General features: G+C 75.2%; 20 protein-coding genes and 1 pseudogene. 10 read left to right on the top strand and 11 right to left on the bottom strand.

The window, feature by feature from the left end:
• Both JT721_RS15595 and JT721_RS15590 read right to left on the bottom strand, forming a co-directional pair.
• Positions 1-2109 (bottom strand): annotated as a pseudogene (locus JT721_RS15595) (hypothetical protein); the annotation flags it as partial.
• A gap of 73 nt (positions 2110-2182) precedes the next feature.
• The gene (locus JT721_RS15590) at positions 2183-2545 is read right to left on the bottom strand and encodes a DsrE family protein (protein WP_205474165.1); all 363 of its coding nucleotides are present in this window, start codon (positions 2543-2545) and stop codon (positions 2183-2185) included.
• Positions 2546-2589: 44 nt separating this feature from the next.
• Here JT721_RS15590 and JT721_RS15585 point away from each other — a divergent pair, with 44 nt between their 5' ends.
• Genes JT721_RS15585 through JT721_RS15575 form a run of 3 tightly spaced genes read left to right on the top strand, consistent with a single transcriptional unit; the run spans position 2590 to position 4476 of the window.
• Positions 2590-3084: an FABP family protein gene (locus JT721_RS15585; RefSeq protein ID WP_205474164.1), complete on the top strand. Its 495-nt coding sequence runs from the start codon at positions 2590-2592 to the stop codon at positions 3082-3084.
• Between the two features lie 4 nt (positions 3085-3088).
• On the top strand, positions 3089-3523 hold the full coding sequence (locus JT721_RS15580; RefSeq protein WP_205474163.1) for a Fur family transcriptional regulator: 435 nt from the start codon (positions 3089-3091) through the stop codon (positions 3521-3523).
• Positions 3520-4476 carry a folate-binding protein YgfZ gene (locus tag JT721_RS15575; protein WP_205474162.1) on the top strand — a complete coding sequence of 319 codons (957 nt, stop codon included), beginning with the start codon at positions 3520-3522 and terminating at the stop codon, positions 4474-4476. The genes JT721_RS15580 and JT721_RS15575 overlap by 4 nt, the downstream gene beginning before the upstream one ends.
• A 34-nt stretch (positions 4477-4510) precedes the next feature.
• On the opposite strand, the gene JT721_RS15570 is transcribed toward JT721_RS15575, so the two are convergent.
• The 3 genes from JT721_RS15570 to JT721_RS15560 form a co-directional block, all read right to left on the bottom strand.
• Positions 4511-9409, bottom strand: a complete 4899-nt coding sequence (locus JT721_RS15570; RefSeq protein ID WP_205474161.1) for a hypothetical protein — start codon at positions 9407-9409, stop codon at positions 4511-4513.
• 98 nt (positions 9410-9507) lie between these two features.
• Positions 9508-10389, bottom strand: coding sequence for a mycothiol synthase (mshD, locus tag JT721_RS15565; RefSeq protein WP_205474160.1), 882 nt, complete (start codon positions 10387-10389; stop codon positions 9508-9510).
• A 33-nt stretch (positions 10390-10422) separates the two neighbouring features.
• The gene (locus JT721_RS15560) at positions 10423-11196 is read right to left on the bottom strand and encodes a response regulator transcription factor (protein ID WP_240340823.1); all 774 of its coding nucleotides are present in this window, start codon (positions 11194-11196) and stop codon (positions 10423-10425) included.
• 115 nt (positions 11197-11311) lie between these two features.
• Between JT721_RS15560 and JT721_RS15555 the strand changes: the two genes are divergently transcribed.
• Entirely contained in the window at positions 11312-11614 is a 303-nt protein-coding gene (locus JT721_RS15555) for a MoaD/ThiS family protein (RefSeq protein WP_205474159.1), read from the top strand.
• Between the two features lie 56 nt (positions 11615-11670).
• Entirely contained in the window at positions 11671-12525 is an 855-nt protein-coding gene (locus tag JT721_RS15550) for a class I SAM-dependent methyltransferase (protein WP_205474158.1), read from the top strand.
• A gap of 96 nt (positions 12526-12621) precedes the next feature.
• Here the strand turns inward: JT721_RS15550 and JT721_RS15545 are convergent, their stop codons facing one another.
• The 3 genes from JT721_RS15545 to JT721_RS15535 are packed head-to-tail and all read right to left on the bottom strand — an operon-like array spanning position 12622 to position 14979.
• Positions 12622-13365, bottom strand: coding sequence for an SDR family NAD(P)-dependent oxidoreductase (locus JT721_RS15545; RefSeq protein ID WP_205474157.1), 744 nt, complete (start codon positions 13363-13365; stop codon positions 12622-12624).
• 8 nt (positions 13366-13373) lie between these two features.
• Positions 13374-14720, bottom strand: coding sequence for a class I adenylate-forming enzyme family protein (locus JT721_RS15540; protein ID WP_205474156.1), 1347 nt, complete (start codon positions 14718-14720; stop codon positions 13374-13376).
• A gap of 10 nt (positions 14721-14730) precedes the next feature.
• A complete protein-coding gene (locus JT721_RS15535) occupies positions 14731-14979 on the bottom strand; it encodes a hypothetical protein (RefSeq protein ID WP_205474155.1) in 249 nt (82 codons plus the stop codon).
• Positions 14980-15198: 219 nt separating this feature from the next.
• On the opposite strand from JT721_RS15535, the gene JT721_RS15530 reads away from it, so the two are divergent.
• Both JT721_RS15530 and JT721_RS15525 read left to right on the top strand, forming a co-directional pair.
• The gene (locus JT721_RS15530; RefSeq protein WP_205474154.1) at positions 15199-15867 is read left to right on the top strand and encodes a hypothetical protein; all 669 of its coding nucleotides are present in this window, start codon (positions 15199-15201) and stop codon (positions 15865-15867) included.
• Between the two features lie 37 nt (positions 15868-15904).
• Entirely contained in the window at positions 15905-16351 is a 447-nt protein-coding gene (locus JT721_RS15525) for a thioredoxin family protein (RefSeq protein WP_205474153.1), read from the top strand.
• A 431-nt stretch (positions 16352-16782) separates the two neighbouring features.
• Here JT721_RS15525 and JT721_RS15520 read toward each other — a convergent pair whose 3' ends face one another.
• The gene (locus JT721_RS15520; RefSeq protein WP_205474152.1) at positions 16783-17961 is read right to left on the bottom strand and encodes a hypothetical protein; all 1179 of its coding nucleotides are present in this window, start codon (positions 17959-17961) and stop codon (positions 16783-16785) included.
• Positions 17962-17999: 38 nt separating this feature from the next.
• On the opposite strand from JT721_RS15520, the gene JT721_RS21475 reads away from it, so the two are divergent.
• Positions 18000-18653 (top strand): CatB-related O-acetyltransferase, encoded by a 654-nt coding sequence (locus JT721_RS21475; RefSeq protein WP_275898870.1) that lies wholly within the window; start codon positions 18000-18002, stop codon positions 18651-18653.
• Between the two features lie 81 nt (positions 18654-18734).
• On the opposite strand, the gene JT721_RS15510 is transcribed toward JT721_RS21475, so the two are convergent.
• Positions 18735-19595, bottom strand: coding sequence for a TylF/MycF family methyltransferase (locus tag JT721_RS15510; RefSeq protein WP_205474151.1), 861 nt, complete (start codon positions 19593-19595; stop codon positions 18735-18737).
• 25 nt (positions 19596-19620) lie between these two features.
• Positions 19621-20886: an oligosaccharide flippase family protein gene (locus JT721_RS15505; RefSeq protein ID WP_205474150.1), complete on the bottom strand. Its 1266-nt coding sequence runs from the start codon at positions 20884-20886 to the stop codon at positions 19621-19623.
• Positions 20887-20980: 94 nt separating this feature from the next.
• Here JT721_RS15505 and JT721_RS15500 point away from each other — a divergent pair, with 94 nt between their 5' ends.
• Together JT721_RS15500 and JT721_RS15495 are read left to right on the top strand one after the other, a co-directional pair.
• On the top strand, positions 20981-21853 hold the full coding sequence (locus JT721_RS15500) for a sulfotransferase domain-containing protein (protein ID WP_205474149.1): 873 nt from the start codon (positions 20981-20983) through the stop codon (positions 21851-21853).
• A gap of 26 nt (positions 21854-21879) precedes the next feature.
• Positions 21880-22551, top strand: a complete 672-nt coding sequence (locus JT721_RS15495; protein ID WP_205474148.1) for a methyltransferase domain-containing protein — start codon at positions 21880-21882, stop codon at positions 22549-22551.
• Positions 22552-24079: the final 1528 nt, after the last annotated feature.

Raw genomic sequence — 24079 nt, 5'->3', positions numbered from 1 at the left:
CTCGGCCGCCCGGGCGACGTCCTCGGCGGTGACCCGGCCCTCGTGTGCGGTGCGGGCCAACCAGGCCTGCTCGATGGCCCGGGCCGCGGACTCCTCGGCCGCCGCCTGGGCGACCCGGGCGGCCTCGGCCTGGGCCTCGGCAGTGGCGTGGGCGGCCTGCTCGGCGGCAGCGGCCAGCCCCGCGAGCGTGGCCTGCTCGTGCGCCGCCTGCTCGGCGGCGGTGCGGCCGGTGACCGCGTCCTCGGCGGCGGCGGCCGCAACGGCGGCGTTCTCCTCCGCGACCCGCCTGCGGCGCTCGGCCTCGGCGGCGGCCTCGGCCTGCTGGCGGGCCAGCTCGTCGGCGTGGGCGCGGGCCGAGGCGGCGGCCTCCGCAGCCTGCTCGGCCGCCAGCCGGGCGGCGTGCGCCTCGGTGGCGGCGACCAGCTGGGCGCGGGTGGCCTCCTCGGCCTGCGCCCGGTCGTCTGAAGCGAGCCGGGCGGCCTCGGCCTGCGCCTCGGCGGCCTCGTGGGCGGCCTGCTCGGCCGCGGCCGCCCGACCGGCCAGCGCCGCCGCCTCACGGGCGGCGTCCTCGGCGTCGGCGCGGGCCTCCTGGGCCTGCGTCGCGGTGGCGAAGGCGCCGGTGGCGGTCTCCTCGGCGACCCGGATCGCGTCGCGGGCCCGCTCCTCGCTGCGCGCGATGGTCGCCCGGGCGCGCTGCTCGGCCTCGGTCACCGTCGCGCGCGCCGACTCCTCGGCGGTGGCCACCAGGTCGCGCGCGCTCTCCTCGGCCACCACCCGGGCCTCGTGGGCGGCGGCGGCGAGGTCGGCGTGGTGGGTCGCGGCCTCGTCGGCGACCCGGCGGGCCTGGGCGTGCTCGGCGGCGAGGGCCTCGGCCTCGGCGCGCGCCGCGGCCTGCTCGGCGGCGGCCTGCTCGGCCGCCTCGCGCTGCTCGGTGAGCCGCCGGGCCTGCTCGGTGTGGGCGGCCAGCAGCTCCTCGAGCCGCTCGGCAGCCTCCCGGGCCGCGACCTCGGCGGTCTCGCGGTCGCGCAGCGCGCCGGCGGCGTCCTGGGCCGCCGTACCGGCGGACTCCTCGGCCTGCGTCCGGGCGGCGAACGCCGCCTCGGCGGCGGCGTGCTGGGCGGCGGCGGCCTGCTCGGCGGCCTCGCGGGCCGCGGAGGCCTCGAGCGCCTGCTCGGCCTGGAGCCGGGCCGCCTCCTCGGCGGCCTGTCGCGCCCGGGCCTGGGCCTGGGCGGCCTGCTCGGCGGTCTGGCGGTCGCGGCGGGCCGCCTCGGCCGCCTCGGCCTGGGCCTGGGCGGCCTGCTCGGCAGCCTCGCGCTCCTGGGTGCGGGTGAGGGCGAGCTCCTCGACCGCGCGGCGGGCCGCGGCCAGCTCGGCGCTCGCCTCCTCGGCGATCCGCCGGGCCTCGTGGGCCTCGCGGGCGGCCTCGGCGTGCTGGGCGGCCATCTCGTCGGCGAGCCGGCGGGCCTCGGCGGCGGCCTGGGCCGCCTCCTCGGCGACCAGCCGGTCGGCCGCCTGCTCGGCGGCGGCCTGCTCGGCGACCTGCCGCAGCTGGGCGGCCCGCTCGGCCGCGGCCTGCTGCTGGGCCAGCATCGCGCGGAGGGTGGCCACCTCGTCGACGAACGCGCCCGCCGGGGTGGCCGCGGCGATCGGCGGCTGCTCCTGCTGGGAGGGGTCGACGGCGCGGATCCGCCGCCCGGCGGGGCGGGGCGGCTCCTCGGCCGGCGGCAGGTCGGCGAGCACCGCCGGGCGCTCCGCCGTGCCGTCGTCGTCGGGGTCCCAGGCCTCGGCCTGCTCCACCTGCTGCTCGAACGGCGACTCGGGCTCCGGCACCTGCGGCGGCTCCTGGTGCCCCTCGGTCGCGAAGAAGGGGCTGGGGCCGGCCCGACCGCCCGGGCGGTGGCCGATCACCCGGTCCAGGTCCAGGCCCGGGTCCAGGCCCGGGCCCGGCTCGCCACCGCCGCCGTCCCCGCCGTTCTCGTCGGCGATCTCGGTGGCCTCGTCGTCCGCCGGGTCGCCGGCTCCGCCCTCCGACACGGGGGTCGCCCGGTCGCGTCGTCGCCAACGACGGCCGGAGTCCTCCGGCGGGGGCGGGACGGGTGGGGGAGTCATCGCACGGGAGTCTAGTGGTCCCGCGGGCCGGGCCCGCAGCCTTCCGCGGACACCCCCGTGCGGACCCGGCCGGTCAGTAGACCAGCGCCTGCGCCTCGGGCGCGAGCGCCTCCTCGGTGAACACCGCGGCACCGGCGATCCGGATGCCGGGCACCAGCTGGTCCTCGGTGAGCGAGCGCCGCGCCGCGCACTGGGAGCACAGGGTCACCGTGCCGCCGTCGAGCACGGTCGCGAGCAGGTCGGGCAGCGGGGTCGCGTGCTGGAGCCGCAGGTCCGCCGCCCGCCCGGGAACGGCGAACCACGACGCACCGGCCGTGAGCCACAGCGAGACCGGGGCGCCCATGGCCACCGCTGCCGCGGCGACGGTGAAGGCCTGGTTGGCCCGCTCGGGGTCGTCCTCCCCGGCGGTCACCTTGACGACGAGGGATCGGGTCACCCGCCCACCCTAGGGCCGTGCGCCGCGACAGTAGAGTGCGTGACGTGGCGTTCGAGCTCCCCGACAACCTCCATCCCGACTGCGGACCGGTCGCGTGGCTGCTGGGCACGTGGTCGGGCAACGGGCACGGCGACTACCCGACGATCGACGCCTTCCAGTTCGGCCAGGAGCTGATCTTCACCCACGACGGCCGACCGTTCTTCCACTACTTCTCGCGCGCCTGGGTCGTCGACGAGGCGGGCGAGAAGGTGCGCGAGGGGGCGCTCGAGACCGGGTTCCTGCGCTGCCAGCCGGAGGGTCGCGTCGAGCTCGTGCTCGCCCACAACACCGGCTTCGCCGAGATCTGGTACGGCGAGGCGACCGGCGGCAAGCTCCAGCTGACCACAGACGCGGTCGCCCGCACCGAGACCGCCAAGGAGTACGTCGGCGGCACCCGCCTCTACGGCAACGTCGAGGGCGACCTGCTCTACGCCCACGACATGGCCGCGATGGGCCAGGGGCTCCAGCCGCACACCTGGGCGCGGCTGCAGCGCCGGTGACGACGTGACGGACGGGCCCGACGCGGGCGGCGACTGGCGGAGCCGGCTGCGCGAGCAGGGCTACCGGCTGACTCCGCAGCGCGAGCTGATCCTGGCGGCGGTCGAGACCCTCGGCCACGCGACCCCCGACGAGGTGCTGGCCGAGGCCCGGCGTACGGCCCCCTCGGTCAACGCCTCCACCGTCTACCGCACCCTCGAGGTGCTCGAGGGACTCGGCCTGGTGCGGCACGCCCACCTCAGCGACCGGGCGCCGACGTACCACTCGGTCGGCGGGCGGGAGCACTTCCACCTCAAGTGCCGGAATTGCCAGCGCGTGGAGTCGGTTGACCCAGAGGTGGCCGGCGGCCTGCTCGAGGCGCTGCGCACGCAGCACGGGTTCGTCGCCGACGTGGGCCACCTGACCGTGTTCGGCCGATGCGAGACCTGCGAGGAACCATGACCAGCCCCCTGCTCGAGCTGCCCGGCGCGGTGGCCGGCGACGGGCTCGACGCCCCGGTCGCCGCTCACTACGGCTCCTTCAACGTCGAGCAACGCGCCCTGGAGGCCGGCGAGGGCTTCGTCGACCTGTCCCATCGCGACGTGGTGCGGATCGCCGGGCCCGACCGGCTGACCTGGCTCCACTCGCTGACCACCCAGCACCTGACCGGGCTCGCTCCCGGCACGTGGACGGGCGCGCTGGTGCTCAGCCCGCAGGGGCACGTGGAGCACGCGCTGGTAGGGGTCGACGACGGCGAGGCCTTCGTCGCCCACACCGAGCCCGGCCGGGCCGCGGCGCTGCTGGAGTTCCTGGACCGGATGCGGTTCATGATGCGTGTCGAGCTCTCCGACGTCACCGGTGAGCTCGCCGTCGCCTGGCGACCGGCGCTGCGCGACCCGGCGGTGCCTCACTCCGGCTACGAGCTGGTGCCCCGCGACCGGCTGGCGGCGTACGCCGCGGCGGCGGGCCCGGCGGCCGGCCTGTGGGCCTTCGAGGCGCTGCGGATCGCCCGGGGCGAGCCCCGGTTCGGCCTCGACACCGACGCGCGGACCATCCCCAACGAGGTCGGCTGGATCCCCAGCTCGGTCCACCTCGACAAGGGCTGCTACCGCGGTCAGGAGACGGTGGCCCGGGTGCACACCCTGGGCCGCCCGCCCCGGCGGCTGACCCTGCTGCACCTCGACGGCACCGAGAACCGGCTGCCCGCCGTGGGTGCGGACCTGCTCCACGGCGACAGGGTGGTGGGCTTCGTCGGCTCCTCCGCGCGCCACCACGAGCTCGGGCCGATCGCGCTGGGGCTGGTCAAGCGCAACGTCCCGCTCGACGCAGCGCTGGTCGTCGACGGGATGCCGGCCGGTCAGGAGGCCGTGGTCGACCCGGAGGTCGGGCTGCACGTGCGGCCGCGGCTGCGCTGACCCTGGACCGTCTCCCACGTCTGGGCGGCTGCGGCTAGAGCTCGGGCACCCAGCGCCGGATCGCCTCGACGAAGGCGTCGGGGTCGACCATGTCGGCGGTGATGTCGAACGGCTCCATCCCGCGGCGCAGGAAGTGCACCTTCCACCGCCGTCCGCCCGGCTGGCCGGTCATGGCGACCCGGGTGTTCTCGCTGGTCAGGTCGAACTGGTGCTGACCGTCGGCGGTGAGGATGTGCAGCACCCCGCGGTCGATCCAGAGCCGGGCCCGGCGGCCGCGCATCCGGTTGACCCCGATCAGCAGCACCAACGTCACGGCGGTGGCGGTGATGCCGGGGGTCGTCAGCAGCTGCTCGTTGATGCCCAGGTAGAGCGCCACCGTCGCCGCGCACAGGGCGAGGAGGCTCAGCACCAGGCTGACGTAGGTGTTGGTGCGCACCGGCTGGAACATCACGTTCGCCCGCTCCGGTGAGCGCGGCGCCTGGGCGGGGGTCGGGGTGACGGGGGCGGCGGCCGCGACCGGCTGGGGCTCGACGGCCACCGGCTCGGGCTCGGGCTGGGGCTCGACGGCCACCGGCTCCGGCTCGGGCTCGAGCTGCATCGGCGCCACCGCCGAGGCGGCGGCTGCCTGCTGGACGGCTGCCTGCTGCGCCGCGATGCGGGCCTCCTCGACCGCAGCGCGGGCCTCGGCCCGCTGGGCGTCGAGCTCGGCACGCACACCGTCGAGCTGGGCGGCGAGGTCGCGGACCTGCCGCTCGGCGGCCGCGGCGGCCGCTTGGCTCTCCCTCAGCTCGGCGAGCTCGGCCGCCAGCACCCGCACCTGCTCGTCGGCGGCGCTGGCGCCCGCCGACTCGGCGGCCGCGCGGGCCTGGCGCAGCTCCTCGAGCTCGGCGGCGAGGCGTCGGACCTGCTCCTCGGCGGCCGCGGCGGCGCCGGCCTCGGCGGCGTCGCGGCTCTCGCGGAGCTCCTGGAGCTGGGCGGCGAGGTCGCGGACCTGCTGCTCGGCGGCGGCCCGGTCGGCGACGAGCTGGTCGAGCAGCTGGGCCTGCCGGGCGGCCTGCTCCTCCGACATCGCGGCGGCGTTGCTCTGGTCGGCGGCGCGGCTCTCGCGCAGCTCCTCGAGCTGGGCGGCGAGCTCGCGGACCTGCTCCTCGGCGGCGGCCCGGTCGGCCACGAGCTGGTCGAGCAGCTCGTGGTGGCGGGCCGACTGCTCGTCGGTGGTGGAGGCGGCGAGACTCTCGGTCGTCGCGCGGGCCTGGCGCAGCTCCTCGAGCTCGGCGGCGAGGCGGCGGACCTGCTCCTCGGCGGCCGCGGCGGCGCCGGCCTCGGCGGCGTCGCGGCTCGCGCGGAGCTCCTGGAGCTGGGCGGCGAGGTCGCGGACCTGCTGCTCGGCGGCGGCCCGGTCGGCGACGAGCTGGTCGAGGAGCTGGGCCTGGCGGGCGGCCTGCTCCTCCGACATCGCGGCGGCGTTGCTCTGGTCGGCGGCGCGGCTCTCGCGCAGCTCCTCGAGCTGGGCGGCGAGGTCGCGGACCTGCTCCTCGGCGGCAGCCCGGTCGGCCACGAGCTGGTCGAGCAGCTCGTGGTGGCGGGCCGACTGCTCGTCGGTGGTGGAGGCGGCGAGGCTGTCGGCGGCCTGACGGCTGTCGCGCAGGTCGGCGAGCTGGGCCGCCAGTTGGCGCACCTGCTCCTCGGCGGCGGCCCGGTCGGCCACGACCTGATCGAGCAGGGCGGCGTGGCGGGCGGCCTCGGCCTCGGCGCGGAGCCGGAACTCCTCGGCGGCGGCGATCTCGGCCTGCGACCGGCCCTCGCGCAGCTCCTCGAGCTGGGCGGCGAGCTGGCGGACCTGCTCCTCGGCGGCGGCCTGACGGGCCGCGGCCTCCTGCGCCGCTGCCGACTCGGCGGCGGTGCGGGTCTCGCGGAGGTCCTCGAGCTCGACGGCGAGCTGGCGCACCCGCTCCTCGGCGGCGGCGCGGTCGGCCAGCACCTGCTCCATCAGCTGGGCGTGGCGGGCGGCGTCGGCCTCGGCGCGCAGGCGGAACTCCTCGGCCGCGGCGTTGTCGGCGGCGAGCCGGTTCTGCCGCAGCTCCTCGACCTGGGCGGCCAGGGCGCGGACCTGCTCCTCGGCGGCCTGCCGGTCGGCCACGACCTGCTCGAGGAGCTCGGCCTGGCGGGCGGCGGCCTCCTCGGCGGTGCCGCGGTCGGCGGCGTGGCGGGCGGCGGCGGCCTCGGCCTCGACCCGCTGGCGGAACGCCTCGGCGGCGGCCTGCTCGGCCGCGAGCCGGCCCTCGCGCAGCTCCTCGAGCTGGGCGGCGAGCTCGCGCAGCTGCTCCTCGGTGCTGGCCCGGTCGCGCACGACCTGGTCGAGCAGCTCGGCCTGGCGGGCGGCGGCCTCCTCGGCGGTGCCGCGGTCGGCGGCGTGGCGGGCGGCGGCCTGCTCGGCCTCGGTGCGCTGGCGCAGCGCCTCGGCGGCGGCGTTCTCGGCGTTGATCCGCTCGGCGTGGACGGCCTCGAGGGCCTGGGTCAGCTCGAGCACCTGCTGGCGGGCCTGGGCGGCGGCCTGCTGGGCCTCGGCGGCGACCACGGCCTGACGGGCGGCGGCCTCCTCGGCGCTGCCCCGGTCGGCGGCGTGCTTGGCGGCGACCTCCTCGGCCTCGGCCCGCGCCGCCTGCGCCTTGGCCACGACCGACCAGGTGCTGCGGGCGGTGTCGCTGGCGGCCGCCTCGGCGGCGAGCCGCTCGTTGCGGGCCTCCTCGAGGGCCGCGGCCAGCTCGGAGGCCTCGGCCCGGGCGGCCATCGCGGCCTGGGCGGCCTCGTGAGCGGCGGCGGCCTGGGCGCGAGCGGCCTCCTCGGCCTCGGCGCGGGCGTCCTGGGCGCGCTGGGCGGCCTCGGCGTGCTCGCGGGCGGCGGCCTCGGCGGCCAGCCGCGCCTCGTGGGCGGCCTGAGCCGCCTCGTACTGGACGCGCGCGGCCTCCTCGGCCTGACCGCGCAGGGCGGCCTGCTCGGACGCGGCGCGCTCCGCGGCCTGCCGCTCACCGAGGGCGGTTCCGGCCTGCTCGGTGGCGAGCGTCGCGAGCCGCTCGGCCTCCAGCCGGGCCTCGCGCTCGCTCTGCACGGCGTGGGCCAGCGACTCGGCGGCCTGCTGGGCCTCGTAGGCGACCCGGGCGGACTCCTGGGCGGCGAGCGCCTGCTGCTGCGCGGCGGCCTCGGCGGCCTGCCGCTCCTGCTGGGCGCGCTCGGCGCTCTCGGCGTGGGCGCGGGCCGCCTCCTCGGCGACGGTGCGAGCCTCGCTGGCCTCGGCCGCGGCCTGGGCGAGCCGGCGGGCGGTGGCGTCGGCCTCGGCACGCTCGGAGGCGTGCTGCTCGGCGAGCCGCTCGGCCTGGGTGCGGCCCTCGGCCATCAACCGAGCGGCCTCCTCGGCCTGCTCGCGGGCGGCGGCGGCGGCCTCGGCGCGCTGGGCGGCCTCGCCGGCCAGGCGGCCGAGCTCGCGGCTCTCCTCCTGGGCCTGCTCGACCCGCAGCGCCATCTGGCGGGCGGCCTCCTCGGCGGCGGCGCGGGCCTGGGCGGCCTCGGCAGCGGCCTCGGCGAGCGCACGGGCCTGCTCCTCGGCCGCGAGGCGCTGCTCGTGGGCCTTGGCGGCGTGCTGGGCCTGCTCGGCGGCCAGCTGCTCGACGGTGACCCGCATCGCGGACTCCGAGCGGGCCTGGCTCGCCGAGTCGCGGGCCGCGGCCTCGGCGGCCTCGCGGGCGCGGATGGCCTCGGCCGCGAGCTGCTCGGCGCGGAGCCGCTCCTCGTGGGCGATCCGGGCGGCCTCGGTGAGCTCGGCGGCGGCGCGGTCTGCCTCCTCGCGGGCCGCGGCAGCCCGGGCGACCTGCTCCTCCGCCTCGGTGCGCTCGGCGGCCCGCCGGGCCACGGCCTCCTCGGCCTCGCGGCGGCGCCGGTCGGCGGCTGCCTCGGCCTCGCGCCGGGTCTGCTCGCTGGGCTCGACCAGCGGCTCGACGACTCCTCCGGGCGTGGGTACAGCGCTGGCCGGGGGAGCCGCGGGATTCGGAGGAGCCTGGTGGTTGCGGCGGCGGAGCAGCCGCCGGCGCGGGGCGACGCCACCGGTGAGCTCGTCCTGCGGCCACGGGATGTGCTCGGCGAACTCGACGACCGCCCGCTCGGGGATGGGCTCGCGGGCTGGCTCGGAGGCCGACTCCGCGGCCGGCTCGGGGGTCGGTTCCGGGGTCGGTTCGGACGTCGGCTCCGCGGCGGTGGCGCCCTCGGGCAGGGGGTCCGAGAGCGGGTCCGGCAGGCGTCGTTCGGCGGTCTCGGCGGCCTCGGCGCCGACGGCCGGGCGCTCCGCGGTCTCGTCGAGTGCGGGCCCCGGGCGGGCGTCGGTCGACTCGTCCGGCTGGGACGCACGCTCCGCGGTGTCGGGCTCGGCGCCCTCGGCGGTGTCGGGCTCGGCGCCCTCGCGTTCGGCGACCTCGGGCTGGTCCGGCTGCGGCTCGACCGGTCCCGGCCCGCGCGCACCGGCGCGCTGTGGCTCGGGCTCGTCGTCGTGGCGGAGCCGGCGCAGGAACCCGCGCCGGTGGGGGGCGGGCTCGTCGGGGTCGGTGAGGCCGATGGCGAGCGCGTCCTCGATCACCCGGCGGGTGGCCTGCGTGCTGGCGTCCTCCGGCGCACCCGGGACGTCGACGTCGTCGCGGTCCTCGACGGGCGGGGCGGCCTCGCCGTCCATGGGCAGGGCCAGCTGCTCCGGGTCCTCCTGCTCGTGGGCCCGGTCCGCCTCGGCGGAGCGCCGCACGAAGTCGAGGGCGACGTCCTCGTCGAGCTCGATCAGCACCTCGTCGTCGGCGACCGCCGCGCCCCGTCGCCGCCAGCGCCGACCGGCGGGTCGGCCGGCGTCGTCCGCCGCGTGCTTGCGGCGGCCCTCATCGGTGGGGGAGGCGGGCATGGTGTGATGCTAACGATTCTGGTGGGACGAAGTGACGGCTTCGTCACCCCGGGCGGCGCCGGTCCCGGACGAGACGCGTCTCAGGCGCGCGGCGGGCGTCAGGCGGGTCGCCGGTACTGCACGTGGGTGTCGGCGGCGGCGTGGCCGAAGCCCACCTTGTCGCGGTAGATCGCGATCGCCGGGGCGTTGTCGGACTCGACGTAGAGGATCACCTCGTCGACGCCCAGCCCGGCCAGGTGCGCGAGCCCGGCGACGGTGAGCACCCGGCCCAGCCCCCCGCCCTGCTCGTCCGGGTCGACGCCCACGACGTAGACCTCGCCGAGGGTCGCGCTGTGCTGCTTGGTCCAGTGGAACCCCACCAGCCGGCCGTCGCGCTCGGCGACCAGCAGCCCGGCGGGGTCGTACCAGTCCTCGGCCATCCGCTGGGCCAGGTCGTCGGCGTCCATGCCGCCCTGCTCGGGGTGGGAGTGGAAGGCGGCGGCGTTGACGCGGAGCAGGTCGGCGGCGTCGTCGTCGCGGTAGCCGCGGATGGTGAGGCCGTCGGGGGCGGGCGCGTCGGGCAGGGGTACGGCGGCGGGCCGGCGCATCAGCCACAGCTCCCGCACCCGGGCCAGCCCGTGCCGCTCGGCCAGCCGGGCGGCGGCCGGGTGGTCGCCGTGCGACCAGGCGGACAAGGGCCCGGGGTCGGTGAGCGCGGCGGCCGCCAACGCGCCACCCAGGCCCCGGCGGCGGGCCTCGGGACGGACCGCGAGCTCGAGGGCGACGTCGTCGGCGCCGTGGCGCAGCGCGAACCCGTCGTCGCCCGCGACCCAGAGCCGAGCGCCGTCGAGGCCGTGGTGCTTCAGGCGCAGGGTCGCGGCCTCGTCGAGCGGGTCGTGGCCGTCGTGCTCACGTGCGGCGGTGCGCACCGCCGCGACGACCGCGGCCGGTCCCTCGCCGCCCCACGTGAAGTCCGACGCTGCCACCCGGTCGACGCTCATGTGCCGACCCTACGAGCAGAGGCGGCGGGTGGGTCAGGCCCCGGCGCCCCCAGCGTCGGCCAGCTCGTCGGCCAGCTCGTCGGCCGGCTCGTCGGTCGGCTCGTCGGTGGTCTGCTTGCGGCTGTCCTTGCTCGGCACGACGAACCGGTAGCCGACGTTGCGGACGGTGCCGATCAGCGTCTCGTTCTCGGGGCCCAGCTTGGCGCGGAGCCGTCGCACGTGGACGTCGACGGTGCGGGTGCCGCCGAAGTAGTCGTAGCCCCACACCTCCTGGAGCAGCTGCTGGCGGCTGAACACCCGGCCGGGGTGCTGCGCCAGGAACTTCAGCAGCTCGAACTCCTTGAAGGTCAGGTCGAGCGGGCGACCGCCGACCTTGGCGGTGTAGGTGGCGTCGTCGACGACGACCTCGCCGGAGCGGATCAGGTGGGCCTCGGGGTCGGCGGCCTCGCGCTGCGCGGCCAGCCGGCTGATCGCGAGCTTGATCCGGGCCTCGAGCTCGGCCGGGCCGCAGGTGTGGAGCACCACGTCGTCCATGCCCCAGTCGTGGCTGACCACCGAGAGGCCGCCCTCGGTGACGACCAGGAGCACGGGTACGTCGGTGCCGGTGGTGCGGATCAGGCGGCACAGGTCGCGGGCGTGGGCGAGGTCCTGGCGGCCGTCGACGAGAAGGAGGTCGGAGTCGGGCGCCTCGAGCAGGGCGCTGCCCTCGGCGGGCAGGATCCTGACCTGGTGGCCGAGCAGCGCCAGTCCGGGCAGCACCTCGGCGGACGGCTGCAGGGCGCTGGTAAGGAGGAGAAGGGTGCTCATGGCGGGGTCTCCCTCCCGTCGGGACGGGGTCGGAGAGCGCGACGTTGGGCTCCCTGGGTGTTGCTGGGATGCTCACTCTAACGAAACCTGTTGGTCACACGGAACGGGATCGAGCGTGGACGAGACGGATCGCACCTCCGGCGCCCCGGCCGGCCGGGTCACCGTGCGCTACTGGGCGGCCGCGCGCGCGGCCGCCGGCGTGCCCGAGGACGTGCTCGAGGTGACCGGGCCGGTGAGCCTGGCCGAGGTGCGGTCGCGGGCGCTCGCCGCGCACGGGGACGACGACCGGCTGGCGCGGGTGCTGGCCACCTGCTCGGCCCTCGTGGGCGAGGAGCCGGCCGGCACCGCCGACCCCGGCACCGTGCTCGTCGCGCCCGGCAGCACGGTGGAGTTCCTGCCGCCGTTCGCCGGCGGCTGAGCGTGATTCGCGGGACGTGCCACGCGGCGGGTCCGGCTCTGGATAGGGTCGCGCCCATGCCGGAGTCCTCCCCCGCGGGCGTCGAGTCGCCCGACTTCAGCCCCGCCGCCCACTACGACAAGGTCACCGACGCCTGGGGCCTGCTGCTCGGCGACAACCTGCACTACGGGGTCTTCGAGGACCCGGCCGAGGACCTCGGCCCGGCGACGGACCGCCTGACCAGCATGATGATCGAGCGCGCCCAGCTGGCCAGCGGCCTGCGGGTGCTCGACGTGGGGTGCGGCACCGGCGCTCCGGCCTGCCGACTGGTGGAGGACCACGACGTGGAGGTGCTCGGCATCACGACCAGCGCCGTCGGCGTCGCGGCCGCGACCGCCCGCGCCGCCGAGCGGGGGCTGCCCGGGGCGACGTTCGAGCAGCGCGACGGCACCGCCAACGGCCTGCCCGACGCCTCCTTCGACCGCGCCTGGGTGATGGAGTCGTCGCACCTGATGACCGACCGGCAGGGGCTGCTCGACGAGTGCTCGCGGGTGCTGCGCCCGGGCGGCCGGATCGTGCTGTGCGACATCATCCGCCGCCGGGAGATCCCGTTCCTCGAGCTGCGCGATCGCCGCCGTGAGTTCGCCATCCTGCGGGCGGCCTACGGCGCCGCCCGGATGGACACCCTCGAGCAGTACACCGCCTACGCCACCAGCGCCGGGCTCTCCGACGTGCAGGTGCTCGACGTCACCGCCGAGTCGCTGCCGACGTTCGACAAGTGGCAGGCCAACCTCGACGAGCACCGCGACGAGGTGCTCGCGCAGCTCGGGCAGGAGGGTGTGGAGGAGTTCGAGGAGTCGCTCGACATCCTGCGCAACTTCTGGGTCGACGGCACCCTCGGCTACGGCCTGGTCTGGGCGACCAAGCCCTGACGTTCGACCGGGGATAGTCCCTGACGTTTCCGGGGTCCGCAGGGCCGGATGACCGCGAGAACGTCAGGGACTACCGCCCCGGGGCGGCACCGGACCTCAGGCGGTGAGGCCGCCGTCGGCGACGATCACCTGGCCGGTGATGTAGTCGTTCTCGGGGGCGGTGAGGAACTGGACGATGCGGGCGATGTCCTGGGGCTCCCCGAGCCGGCCCGCCGGCGTACGGCGCACGATCTGCTGGAGCTGGTCCTCGTCGAGGCCGTGCGACATCTCGGTGCGCAGGTACCCGGGCGCCACCGAGTTGACGTAGATGCCCCGTGAGCCGAGCTCGCGCGCCAGCGACCGGGTCATGCCGTCGAGAGCCGCCTTGGTGGAGCTGTAGACGGCCAGGCCCCGGTAGCCGGAGAGGCCGACGATCGAGGAGATGTTGACGATGTGGCCGCTGCCGCGCGCCAGCATCCGGCGCGACACCTGGCGGGTGATGTGGAGCGTGCCCTTGATGTTGAGGTCGATCACGAGGTCGATGTCCTCGTCGCGGCTCATGCCGAGGATGCCGTCGCGGGCGACGCCGGCGTTGTTGACCAGCACGTCGACGTGGTCCCAGCGCTCGATGACCTCGTTGACGAACGCCGTGGTGGCCGGCCGGTCGCTGAGGTCGACCTCCGAGAACAGCAGCCGGTCGGCGGTCGCCGGGTCGTCCTGCCACCGCGCGACCTCGTCGGTGCGCGAGCGTGCGCAGGTGGCGACCAGGTCGCCGCTGTCGAGGTAGGACTGGACGATCCCGGCGCCGAGCCCCCGGCTGCCGCCGGTGACGATGACGACGCGGCCGGTCTCGGTGCTCATCTGCTGGCTCACTTCCTGGTGCCCCGGTTCACCTTGTTGCCCGAGGTCTCCATGGTGGGGACGATCGTGATGCTGCGCGGCTGGCTGGCCCGCGGCAGGTGGGCGCAGGCGGCGCGGATCGCGGCCTGCAGCTCCTCCTCGTCGGTGCCCGGCACGGGCACCACTTCGAGGGCGACGATGTTGCCCACCATCGCGTTGGGGCGGCCGAAGGCGTGGGCGATGGCGACGCCCTCGACCTTGCTCACGACCTCCTCGATCGGCAGCGGGTGCACCTTCACCCCGCCGACGTTGATGACCTCGCTGCGGCGGCCGCGGAACATGATCCGGTCGTCGACCACCTCCACGAGGTCACCCGTCGCGCGCCACTGGCCCTCGGCGAGCGGCTCCTGACCGTGGTAGCCGAGCATCGACGAGCGCGACCGCACGTGCAGCTCGCCGTCGACGATCTTGAAGACGACGTCGCCGCCCTCGTCGAGGACGCTGAGCGGAAGTCCGGCCCGGCCGTCGCGCACCGTGATGTTCTGACCCATCTCGGTGGCGCCGTAGATCTGCGAGATGCGCGCGTCCGGGAACGTCGACCGCAGCTGGTCGAGCAGCGCCGACGGCACCGCCTCGCCGCCGAGGCTGACCTGGCGCAGCGGCGGCACCGGTCCGCCGTCGCGGCGCACCTCGGTCAGCACGAAGCGCCAGAACGTCGGCGTGCCGCTCGCGTGGGTGACGCCGTGCTCGCGCATCGCGGCGAGCGCGTCGCGCGGCTGGAAGGTCTCGGCCGCGACCAGCGTGGCCTGCGCGGTGGCGACGTGGATGAGGATCTGCAGGCCGCCGAACTGGTTGAGGCCGTAGGCCAGCAGCCAGCGGTGGTCGGGGGTCGGGTTGATCCGACCGGCCACGCGGAGCAGCCGGCCCCAGTCGTGGCGGGCGGCCTGCGGGTGGCCGCTGGTGCCGGTGGTCATCACCATCACCGGCCGTTCGTCGAGCGGCAGGTCGCCGGTGGCCCGCTCGGCCCAACCGAGCAGCTCGTCGGGGTCGACGACACCCTCGCCGTGACCGTCCTCGCGGGTGACCAGGACGTCGTGCTCCAGCCGCTCGCGGTACGTCGCGACGGTGGCGGCGTCGGCGGCCAGCGGGTAGACGCACAGCTCGGCGCCGGCCAGCGAGGCCGCGCCGTGCAGCGCGAACACGCGCACCGGGTCGCTCTCGCGCACCGCCAGGCGGCGGATGCCCTTCGCGGTCAGCGCCGCCGCCGCGCGCTCGGCGCGCTCGGTCAGCTCGGCGAAGGTCGTGGCGGCCTCGGGGGTGATGACCGCGACGTGGTCGGGCGCCTTCTGCGCCGCCTCCCGGAGCAGCTCGATCATCGAGCGGGGATCAGCCGGCGTCGGCGGCGTAGAAGCCCACGACGTCGCCGACGGTGTCGGGCATCGCGTCGCCGACCGAGAACGGGTCGCGCCCGTAGCTGTCCTCGAGCACCGCCGACAGCTCCGCGGCGTCCAGCGAGTCGAGCTCGAGCCCGTCGCCCCACAGCGAGGTCGCGTCGTCGAGGGAGTCGGTGCCCTTGCCGTTGCGCTGCAGGAAGGTGCTGATGGTCTCGCGGACGTGGGCCGGCTCGGGCGTCATGGTGCTGGTTCCTCTCGGGGGCCGGCGCCGGACGGGGGCGCGGCGCGGCGGGGAGTGTCGACGGCAGGAAGTATGGCGGATCACCGGCGGGGATCTGCGTCGACCCTCCACGCGGTGGACAGCGCGATGACTAGGATCCACGGGTCGGTGCCGCGATGAGGCGGTTTTGGCCGGATTGGCCCCGACACCGCGATCGACGACGGTCAGGAGGCCACCCGGGTGCGCTACGTCTTCGCGACGTTCCTGGTCCTGCTCCCCTCGGGGCTCAAGCGACGGATGGCCAAGCTGCTCCTGGGCTGGGACATCCACCCCACCGCCCACATCGGGCGCAGCATCGTGCTGGCCCGGCATGTGTCGATGGGGCCCGGCGCCCTGATCGGCTCGCGCAACGTGATCCGCGGCCTCGACGAGCTGCGGATGGCGGAGGGCGCCTCGATCGCGAGCCGCAACTTCATCAACGGCCTCCCGCCCGGCCACTGGGCCTTCCCGAAGTCGCCCGACCGCACCTCCACGCTGGTGATGGGCAAGGAGTCGCTCATCACCGTCGGGCACGAGATCGACTGCTCCGACAAGGTGGTGCTCGAGGACTACGCCCGGGTCGCCGGCTTCCGCTCGCAGATCCTCACCCACAGCCTCAACCTCGTCACGAACGAGCAGACGACCGGCCCGGTCACCATCGGCGAGCTGTCGGCCCTGATGTCGGGCGTGATCGTGATGAGCGGCTGCGACGTGCCGCCGCGCTGCATCGTCTCGGCCGGCTCGGTGATCACCACCCGGCTGAAGGCGGAGCTCACGCTCTACCGTGGCAACCCCGCGACCGCCGCCCGGCCGCTCCCGGCCACCCTCGGCTACTTCACCCGCGTCGACGAGCACCCGCCGGAGCTTTGACCGGAATGTCCCGGCCCGCTCCCCGGTTGCTCCTGGTGTGACCACCGGAGTCGTCGTCGCCGTCGCCGCGGTCGCGCTCGCCGTCGTGCTGGGCGTGACCAAGGTGCTGACCGACGGTCGCTTCCGGCGCACCGGCTCCCACCCCGGGTCCGAGCCCCGGGCCGAGGTCGGCGAGGCCTGGGCCTCCGTCAGCGCCGCGGTCCCCGACGCGGCCCTGGGCGAGCGGGCGACGCTGGTGCAGTTCTCCTCGGCGTTCTGCGCGCCGTGCCGCGCCACCCGTCGGGTCCTGACCGACGTCGCGTCGTCGTACGACGGGGTGGTGCACCTGGAGGTCGACGCCGAGTCGCACCTCGACCTGGTCCGCACCCTGAAGGTGCTCCGCACCCCGACCACCGTCGTCGTCGACGCCGGCGGCCACGAGGTCGGCCGCGCCTCCGGTGCCCCGCGCAAGGACCAGGTGCTGGCGGTCCTCGACCGGCTCTGACGCGCGCCACTCGCTCGGTGGTCGAGGAAGGACGAAGTCCTGTCTCGAGACCCGGTGAGACGGCGGCCCTCCCGTGTCCAGCGGAGGGCGTTTGGGTGCAGGGGTTTCGAGACAGTCGCTAGCGCGACTTCCTCAACCACCGGTGGTCGAGCAGCGAGCGCCAGCGAGCGTCGTCGAGACCCGGTGAGCCGAACGCCCTCCCTCGACCTCGGTCGTCCGCAGGCTACGCCGGGCGTCGTTGATCAACGCCGGGTCGACCAGACACCGGCCGCCTTCGGTGGGTACGGGAGGGCGGTTGGCCGGCGGGGGTTTCGAGGCTCGCTTCGCTCGCACCCCAACCAGCGCCGGGGCGCCGGAGGGAGCTCGGCCGGCGGGCGTCTCGACGAGCGCTCCTCGCCGGGGCTCGTCGCTGCTCGACCACCGGGGGTGGGTCAGCCCCACATCCCGGAGTCGCTGACGTAGTCGGAGCGCAGCTTGCCGGTGAGGCGGGGGAACCTCTTCTGGGCGGCGGCCACCTGCTCGGGGAGCACCGAGCGGACGCTCTTGGCTGCGTCGCCGACCAGCCAGCGCGCGGAGCTCTTCCAAGCGCCGCGGCGCCACTCCTCCCAGGCGTCGGCCTCGGCGGCGACGAAGGGGAGGGGGAGCGAGGCGCCGGCGAGGTGGGCCTGGCGGTAGGAGCGGCGGAGCTGGCGGCCGAGGCGCCTGCCGCGGGTGTCGGTCCAGTACGGGTACGCCGGCGGGTCGCCGAGCTCCTCCTCGAAGCGACGCAGGATCGCGGCGTACTCCAGGCAGAGCTTGTCGACGGCGCCGGAGGCGCGCAGGTCGGCCGTGGAGTGCTTGAACCGCACCGACAGCTCCTGGGGCTGGGAGGTGTCGAAGGAGTGGAAGTGGAAGAGCCGCAACGGGTCGGGGCCGGCGCGCAGCACGCCGTCGACCTCGGTGAGCGGTCGCTCGTGGAGGTTGCCGACACCGACGTTGTAGCCGTGGTGGCGCATGCCGCCGGCCCGCCACAGCGGGGCGCCGACGTCCATCCACTTCTGGTCGACGAACAGGCCCGACATCGGGTCGAAGAGGCACTCGGTCTGCAGGTGCCCCCACCACCAGTCCAGGAAGTCCAGGGCCCGGCGGTCGACGCCGCAGAAGCCGAGGTTGTAGAAGCCCACCGTCAGCAGGTGGCCCTCCGACATCGGGTCGCCGGGGCGGGGCGGGTAGAGGAAGTGCGGGGTGAGCAGGATGCCGCCCTCGGTGCCGGACAGCAGGTCGGGGAGGTCGACCATCGGCGCGGCGAGGTAGGTGTCGGGGTCGAGGTAGAACGCCTGCTCGTGGTCGCGCAGCAGCTGCTTGAGCAGCACCGGCTTGACCGCGGTGGCGAGCTCGACGAGGTCGTAGATGGTCGCGTAGTGCAGCACCTCCCGCTCCGGCAGGCCGAGCGCCTCGGTGCTGAGCAGCTCCACGCCGGGGTGGCTCGGGAGGTCCTCGTCACGCGCGACGTCGATGAGCAGGACGCGGAGGGTCTGGCCGTCGTGGCGCTGCAGGCTGTCCGCGAGGGTCAGGGCCTTGGGGAGGTAGTTGCGCGCCAGGATCGTGCAGAACACGGGGGAGGTGGTCATCGCCGGAAACCCTATCGGTGGTCAGTAGGGTTCGGGGCATGGTTGGTAAGACGCTGCTGACGTGGGCCAAGCACGTCAAGTGGACGTGGGAGCGCGCCTCGATCTGGTTCTGGACCGAGGACGTGCGCACGTACAAGCGGCTGATGAAGTCGGGCAAGCTCACGGTCGGGCCGCAGACCTACGGCATCCCGACGATCCACGACTTCCCCTACAGCACGACCAACATGCGGGTCGGCAACTACAGCTCGCTCGGTGGCACCTACCTGCTGGGCGGTGAGCACGCCGCCGACCGGCTCACCACCTATCCCCACCGGATCAACTTCGGCCTCCCGGGTGCGGGTGAGGACGGCTACCCCGTGCCCCGCGGCGACACGGTCGTCGGCAGCGACGTGTGGACCGGCTACGGCTGCATGATCCTGGCCGGCGTCACCATCGGCGACGGCGCGATCGTGGCCGCCGGCGCGGTGGTCAACAAGGACGTCCCGCCCTACGCGATCGTCGGAGGGGTGCCGGCGAAGGTGCTGAAGTACCGCTTCCCGCCCGAGGACATCGAGCGGCTGCTGGAGATCCGGTGGTGGGACTGGCCGGAGGAGGACGTCCGCGACGCCGTGCCGCTGCTGGCCGGCTCGGACCTCCAGCCGTTCTACGAGTACGCCGAGCGGCGTGCCGCCCGCAGCCGCGCCGGCGCCTGATCGCCGCGCCAGTCCACCCCACACCTACGACGGCCCCCGACCCGGCAGGGTCGGGGGCCGTCGCGGTGACCGGTGGCGGCGTCAGAGCGCCTTGCGCCAGTAGGCGCCGAAGTTGTCGATCTGGATGATCTCCTCGGTGATGCCGTGCTGCTTGCGGTAGTCGTGGATCGCCTGCCCGGCCTGGGAGGCGTGGCTGCCGAAGTCGTCGATGATGCAGAAGCCGCCGGGCGACAGCTTGGGGTAGAGCGCCTCGATCGCCTGGATGGTCGACTCGTACATGTCGCCGTCGAGCCGCATCAACGCCAGCTTCTCGACCGGCGCGGTGGGCAGGGTGTCCTTGAACCAGCCGACCAGGAACTTCACGTCGTCGTCGAGGAGCTGGTAGCGCTCGAAGTTGTGGCGCACCTGCTGCTCGCCGACGCTCAGGCCGCCCATCGTGTGCAGCTTGTCGCCGGTGTCGGCCGGGAACCGGGCGGCGTCCGGCGGCGGCAGGCCCTGGAAGGAGTCGGCGACCCAGACCGTGCGGCCGGTCTCGCCCCACGCGACCAGGTTGGCCTTCATGAAGATGCAGGCGCCGCCGCGCCACACGCCGGTCTCGATCAGGTCACCCGGCACGTCGTCGGCGACGATCTGCGCGATGCACTGCTGGATGTTGTCCATCCGGGCGAGGCCGATCATCGACTCCGCGCGCGCCGGCCAGTCCTGGCCGAGCTGGCGCTGCTGCTCGTCGTACGGCTTCTTGACGGCGATCTCCAGGTTGAAGCGGCCCGCGGCCCGCCCCACGACGTCGGCGACCCGCTTCACCAGGCGGGTGCTGCCCGCGGTGCGGACCCCGCCCAGGATCGAGTCGTTGTCCTCGGTGAGGGCGCCCGTCAGGCTGCGCTTCATGAGGTCCAGGTAGCGGTCCCTGACGGTGTCGGTCAGGCTCTCGGTCTGCGGCACGGGAGAAAAGTAGCAACCGCCGGGCCTACGCGTGCGCCGAACCGTCCAGCGTGGTCACGGGAACCTCCTCGGGCGCCACGGCCTGCCGCCGGGCGAGCACGATCCGCCAGGCCAGGGCCGAGCAGGCCTGCGACAGCGCGAAGCCCCACATCCCGCCCTCGGCGCCGTCCAGCACGGTGCCGGCGATGCCGAAGACCATCATCGCGATCGTGGAGGCGACGTCGATGCGCAGCGCGGTGCGGACCTCCTTGAGGCCCAGCATCACGGCGCGCGGACCGGCGGCCAGGCTCTGCAGCAGCAGCTGGGCCGAGGCCGCCAGCAGCAGCGGGTCGGTGGCGTCCCAGGTCTCGCCGAGCACCACCCGCCCGACCGCGTCGGGCACGCCGAGCAGCACCACGCTCATCAGCAGCGCCGCACCGGTCGCGGCGAACGTCGTACGCCGCTCGTGGCGGCGCAGCGTCGGCCGGGCGCCGTCGGAGCGCGAGACCTCCGCGATGCCGGAGGCCATCGCGGCAGTCTGCACCGCGCCGTAGGGGCGGATCACCAGCAGCGCGCCGCGCACGCCGCCGAGCGCGGCCGAGCCGGCGATGGTGCCCACCGCGAGCGCGGCACCGAGTGCGCTGCCCTGCGTGAGCGCGTAGGTGGACAGGTAGCGCCACGAGATCGACCAGGTGGTGCGCACCCAGGTGGTGTCGAGGCGGAGGCCCGCCCGCACCACGGTCGGCACGACGAGCAGTCCGGCGACCGCGCCCGAGCCCGCCCACGAGAGCACCAGCCGCTCGAGGGTGGCGGAGTCGGTGGCGACCAGGAAGCCGACCGGCACCAGCATGAGCACCAGCCACGTGACGTCGAGGCGCAGCGCGGTGCCGGGGCGGTGGGTGGCGATGCCGAGGTAGCGGCCGAGGTCCTGCAGCGCCAGCAGCGGCAGGCAGGCGGCCAGGATCATGAGCGAGTTGCCGAACGGCGGCTCCCACACCTGCCGGCTGAGCAGCCCGAGCAGCAGCAGGACGACGGCCATCAGCACCCCGACCGCCAGGCCGGTGCCGAGCGGCGAGCCGGGGCGCTCGTCGGCCTCCTCGGGGTGGACCAGCAGCGGGTCGCCGACCAGCGCCCGGTGCACGCCCTGCGCGACGGCGTAGATCAGGAAGATCAGCGCGAACAGGCCGAACGACCCGACGTCGAGCAGCTGCGCGGCGAGCAGCGCGGTGAGCACGTTGGACGCCCCGGCCACGATCTGGTCGAGCGTCATCAGGCTCAGGCGCTTGCGCGCCGAGGAGGAGTTGTCGTTCACGAGTCCTGGCCATCCGAGGGGCGTCGGCCCACTAGTCTGTGGCGAGCCTCGAGGCCCGTCGGACCGGGCCGCCCACCACTACGTCAGGAGAAGTGTGGCATCCGCCGTCGGAACCCGGGCCCGGATGTGGGCGACCCGTGCCGTGCAGTGGGACCCGGCGCGCAACCAGCTCAAGCGCGGCGCCTACCAGGCCGCCAAGGTACGCGGCCGCCTCCTTGAGGCCCGTGGCCGGCTGCCCGAGATCGCGAACATCTACGCCGCCTCCTCGCCCAAGGCCGGCAGCCAGTGGGTCAAGGCGCTCTTCGACCACCCGCTCGTGCGCCGCGAGACCCGGCTGTTCACGGTGCCCCAGCTCGACTTCCAGTCCCACCCCGAGCGCGGGTTCCCGCTGGCGTCGTTCGTGCCGGGGCTCTACGTCTCCTACGACGAGTACCTCCGCATCCCGCACCGGCACCCCCACCGGGTGGTCTACATGTTCCGCGACCCGCGCGACATCGTGGTGTCGGGCTACTTCTCCTCGATCGGCAACCACCGCGACACCCAGGTCCCCGAGATCGAGGAGGGTCGCCGGATCATGCGCGAGCTGCCCCTCGACGAGGGCCTGCTCTACGCCGTCGGCGCGGCCACCACCCGCCTGCGCGAGATGGCCACGTGGTCGGACGTCGTCCGCCCCGAGGTGCTCAAGCTCAAGCTCGAGGAGGTCGGCGCCGACGAGGCGACCGCGATCCGGCAGATCCTCGACCACTGCGAGATCGGGCTGGCCGGCGCCGAGCTCGACCAGGTGATCCGGGAGTGCTCGCGCGAGCAGCTGCAGGCCAAGGACATCGCCGCCCACGGCGACGCCGAGAAGGGTCACTACCGCGTGGACCGCAAGACCTACCGGGAGCTGTTCGGCCCCGAGCACCACGCCGCGGTGGCCGAGGCGGTGCCCGGACTCGTCGAACGTCTGGGTTATCCCCCGGCCTGAGGTCCGGGGGTAGTAGCCTCCGGGTCGTGCATCCCCGACTCCAGGCCCTCCGCGGGGACCCGCGGGTCCACAAGGTCGTCAGCACCGTCAACACCCCCCTCGCCAAGTGGCGGGGCGCGCGGGCGTTCGAGCGGGCGAAGCGACCGATCAACCTGGAGATCGGCGGCACCGGCAAGCGCCCGGGCTGGCTGACCACCAACGTCAACCCCCGCGCGCGCTACTGGATGGACGCCACCGCCCCGTGGCCGTTCGAGGACGCCGCCTGCCAGCACATCTTCGCCGACAACATGATCGAGCACGTGCCCCTCGAGGCCGGCCGCCACGTGTTCCGCGAGGCGTTCCGCACGCTCCAGCCGGGGGGCGTGCTGCGCCTGGTCACCCCCGACATCCGCAAGCACGTGGACCTCTACCTGCAGGGCCAGGCGGCCGTCAAGAGCGACCTCGCCGACGTCTACCGCAGCATCGGCATCCCCGTCGAGCACCCCCTCGACCTGCTCCGGATCACCATCGGCTTCTTCGGCCACAACGACGGCTACATCTTCGACTTCGAGACCATCAAGGCCGAGCTCGAGGCCGTCGGCTTCACCAAGGTGACCTACTGCGGCATGGGCGAGAGCGACCACCCCGCCCTCCGCGGCCTCGACAGCCGGATGAACGAGGGCAGCGGCCAGATGTCGGTCGAGGCCACCAAGCCGTAGCGCTGCGCCTCGCTCGACGCCGGTTGAGGAAGTCGCGCTGGCGACTGTCTCGGCCGACCGCCCTCCGGTAGGAACGGGAGGGCGTTCGTCTCACCTGGTCTCGAGGCTCAGGCCTGGCGGCCGTCGCACCTCGACCACCGCACGCGCCGGTGGTCGAGCAGCGACGAGCCCCGGCGAGGAGCGTCCGTCGAGACCTCAGACGGCAGAACGCCTCCGGTGCCCCGCGCTGGTTGAGGTGCGAGCGAAGCGAGCCTCGAAACCCCCGCCGGCCGAACGCCCTCCGGCGGGGGCGGGAGGGCCTCCGTCTCACCGGGTCTCGAGGCTCAGGCCTGGCGGCCTTCGCACCTCGACCAGCGGCGCTGGTTGAGGTGCGAGCGGAGCGAGCCTCGAAACCCCCGCCGGCCGAACGCTCCCGGTGGGGACGGAGAGCTCTTGGCTCACCGGGTCTCGAGGCTCAGGCCTGGCGGCCTTCGCACCTCGACCACCGCCCGCGCCGGTGGTCGAGCAGCGACGAGCCCCAGCGAGGAGCGTCCGTCGAGACCCCAGACGGCCGAACGCCCTTCGGTGGGGACGGGAGGGCTCTTGGCTCACCGGGTCTCGACGACGCTCGCTGGCGCTCGCTGCTCGACCACCACCCGCCGCGCAGCAGCCGCAGTGCCCCACAACGCGCGGCACCCCGCACCCACCCCCACCCACAGTCACCACCCGCCCGGATCACACGACAGCGAGTCGGCACCCGCCCGAGTCCCGTCCGGCGAGTCGCCACGCACGGGACGGTGTCCGGCTCACGGGGTCTCAACGACGCTCGCTGGCGCTCGCTGCTCGACCACCGGGACGCGCCCGTCCGCACGCCGGGCTGCCGCGCCGCCGGGCACGGAGGCGGCGGAGCGACGGGCGGCGTTCGGCACGTAGACGGCGGCGTGGCGCCGAAGCGGTGGCCGGGGGACGGCAGGGCAGCGTCCGGCGACACGGCAACGAGTGCCGAACGACGTCCGGTGCGCAGCAGCCGCAGTGCCCCATGCGCGGCACCCCGCACCCACCCCCACCCACAGTCACCACCCGCCCGGGTCACACGACAGAGAGTCGGCACCCGCCCGAGTCCCGTCCGGCGAGTCGCCACGCACGGGACGGTGTCCGGCTCACGGGGTCTCGACGACGCTCGCTGGCGCTCGCTGCTCGACCACCGGGACGCGCCCGTCCTCACGCCGGGATGCCGCGCCGCCGGCACGGAGGCGGCGGAGCGACGGGCGTCGTTCGGCACGTAGACGGCGGCGTGGCGCCGAAGCGGTGGCCGGGGACGGCAGGGCAGCGTCCGGCGACACGGCAACGAGTGCCGAACGACGTCCGGTGCGCAGCAGCCGCAGTGCCCACCACGCGCGGCACCCCGCACCCATCCACACCACAGTCACCACCCGCCCGGATCACACGACAGCGAGTCGGCACCCGCCCGAGTCCCGTCCGACGAGTCGCCACGCACGGGAGGGCGTTCGGCCCGCTGGGTTTCGAGACGGGACTTCGTCTTTCCTCA

The sequence above is a fragment of the Nocardioides sp. SYSU D00038 genome (genome assembly GCF_016924665.1).
GTDB lineage: Bacteria > Actinomycetota > Actinomycetes > Propionibacteriales > Nocardioidaceae > Nocardioides.
Note: the sequence above shows the minus strand (reverse complement) of the source record. Positions and strands in the feature narration are given on the sequence as shown.

Bases quoted from the DNA above. Each gene is read 5' to 3' on its own strand.
- JT721_RS15575 (WP_205474162.1), top strand. From the start codon at position 3,520: ATGACCAGCCCCCTGCTCGAGCTGCCCGGCGCGGTGGCCGGCGACGGG.
- JT721_RS15570 (WP_205474161.1), bottom strand. From the start codon at position 9,409: ATGCCCGCCTCCCCCACCGATGAGGGCCGCCGCAAGCACGCGGCGGAC.
- mshD (WP_205474160.1), bottom strand. From the start codon at position 10,389: ATGAGCGTCGACCGGGTGGCAGCGTCGGACTTCACGTGGGGCGGCGAG.
- JT721_RS15560 (WP_240340823.1), bottom strand. From the start codon at position 11,196: ATGAGCACCCTTCTCCTCCTTACCAGCGCCCTGCAGCCGTCCGCCGAG.
- JT721_RS15550 (WP_205474158.1), top strand. From the start codon at position 11,671: ATGCCGGAGTCCTCCCCCGCGGGCGTCGAGTCGCCCGACTTCAGCCCC.
- JT721_RS15545 (WP_205474157.1), bottom strand. From the start codon at position 13,365: ATGAGCACCGAGACCGGCCGCGTCGTCATCGTCACCGGCGGCAGCCGG.
- JT721_RS15540 (WP_205474156.1), bottom strand. From the start codon at position 14,720: ATGATCGAGCTGCTCCGGGAGGCGGCGCAGAAGGCGCCCGACCACGTC.
- JT721_RS15535 (WP_205474155.1), bottom strand. From the start codon at position 14,979: ATGACGCCCGAGCCGGCCCACGTCCGCGAGACCATCAGCACCTTCCTG.
- JT721_RS15520 (WP_205474152.1), bottom strand. From the start codon at position 17,961: ATGACCACCTCCCCCGTGTTCTGCACGATCCTGGCGCGCAACTACCTC.
- JT721_RS21475 (WP_275898870.1), top strand. From the start codon at position 18,000: ATGGTTGGTAAGACGCTGCTGACGTGGGCCAAGCACGTCAAGTGGACG.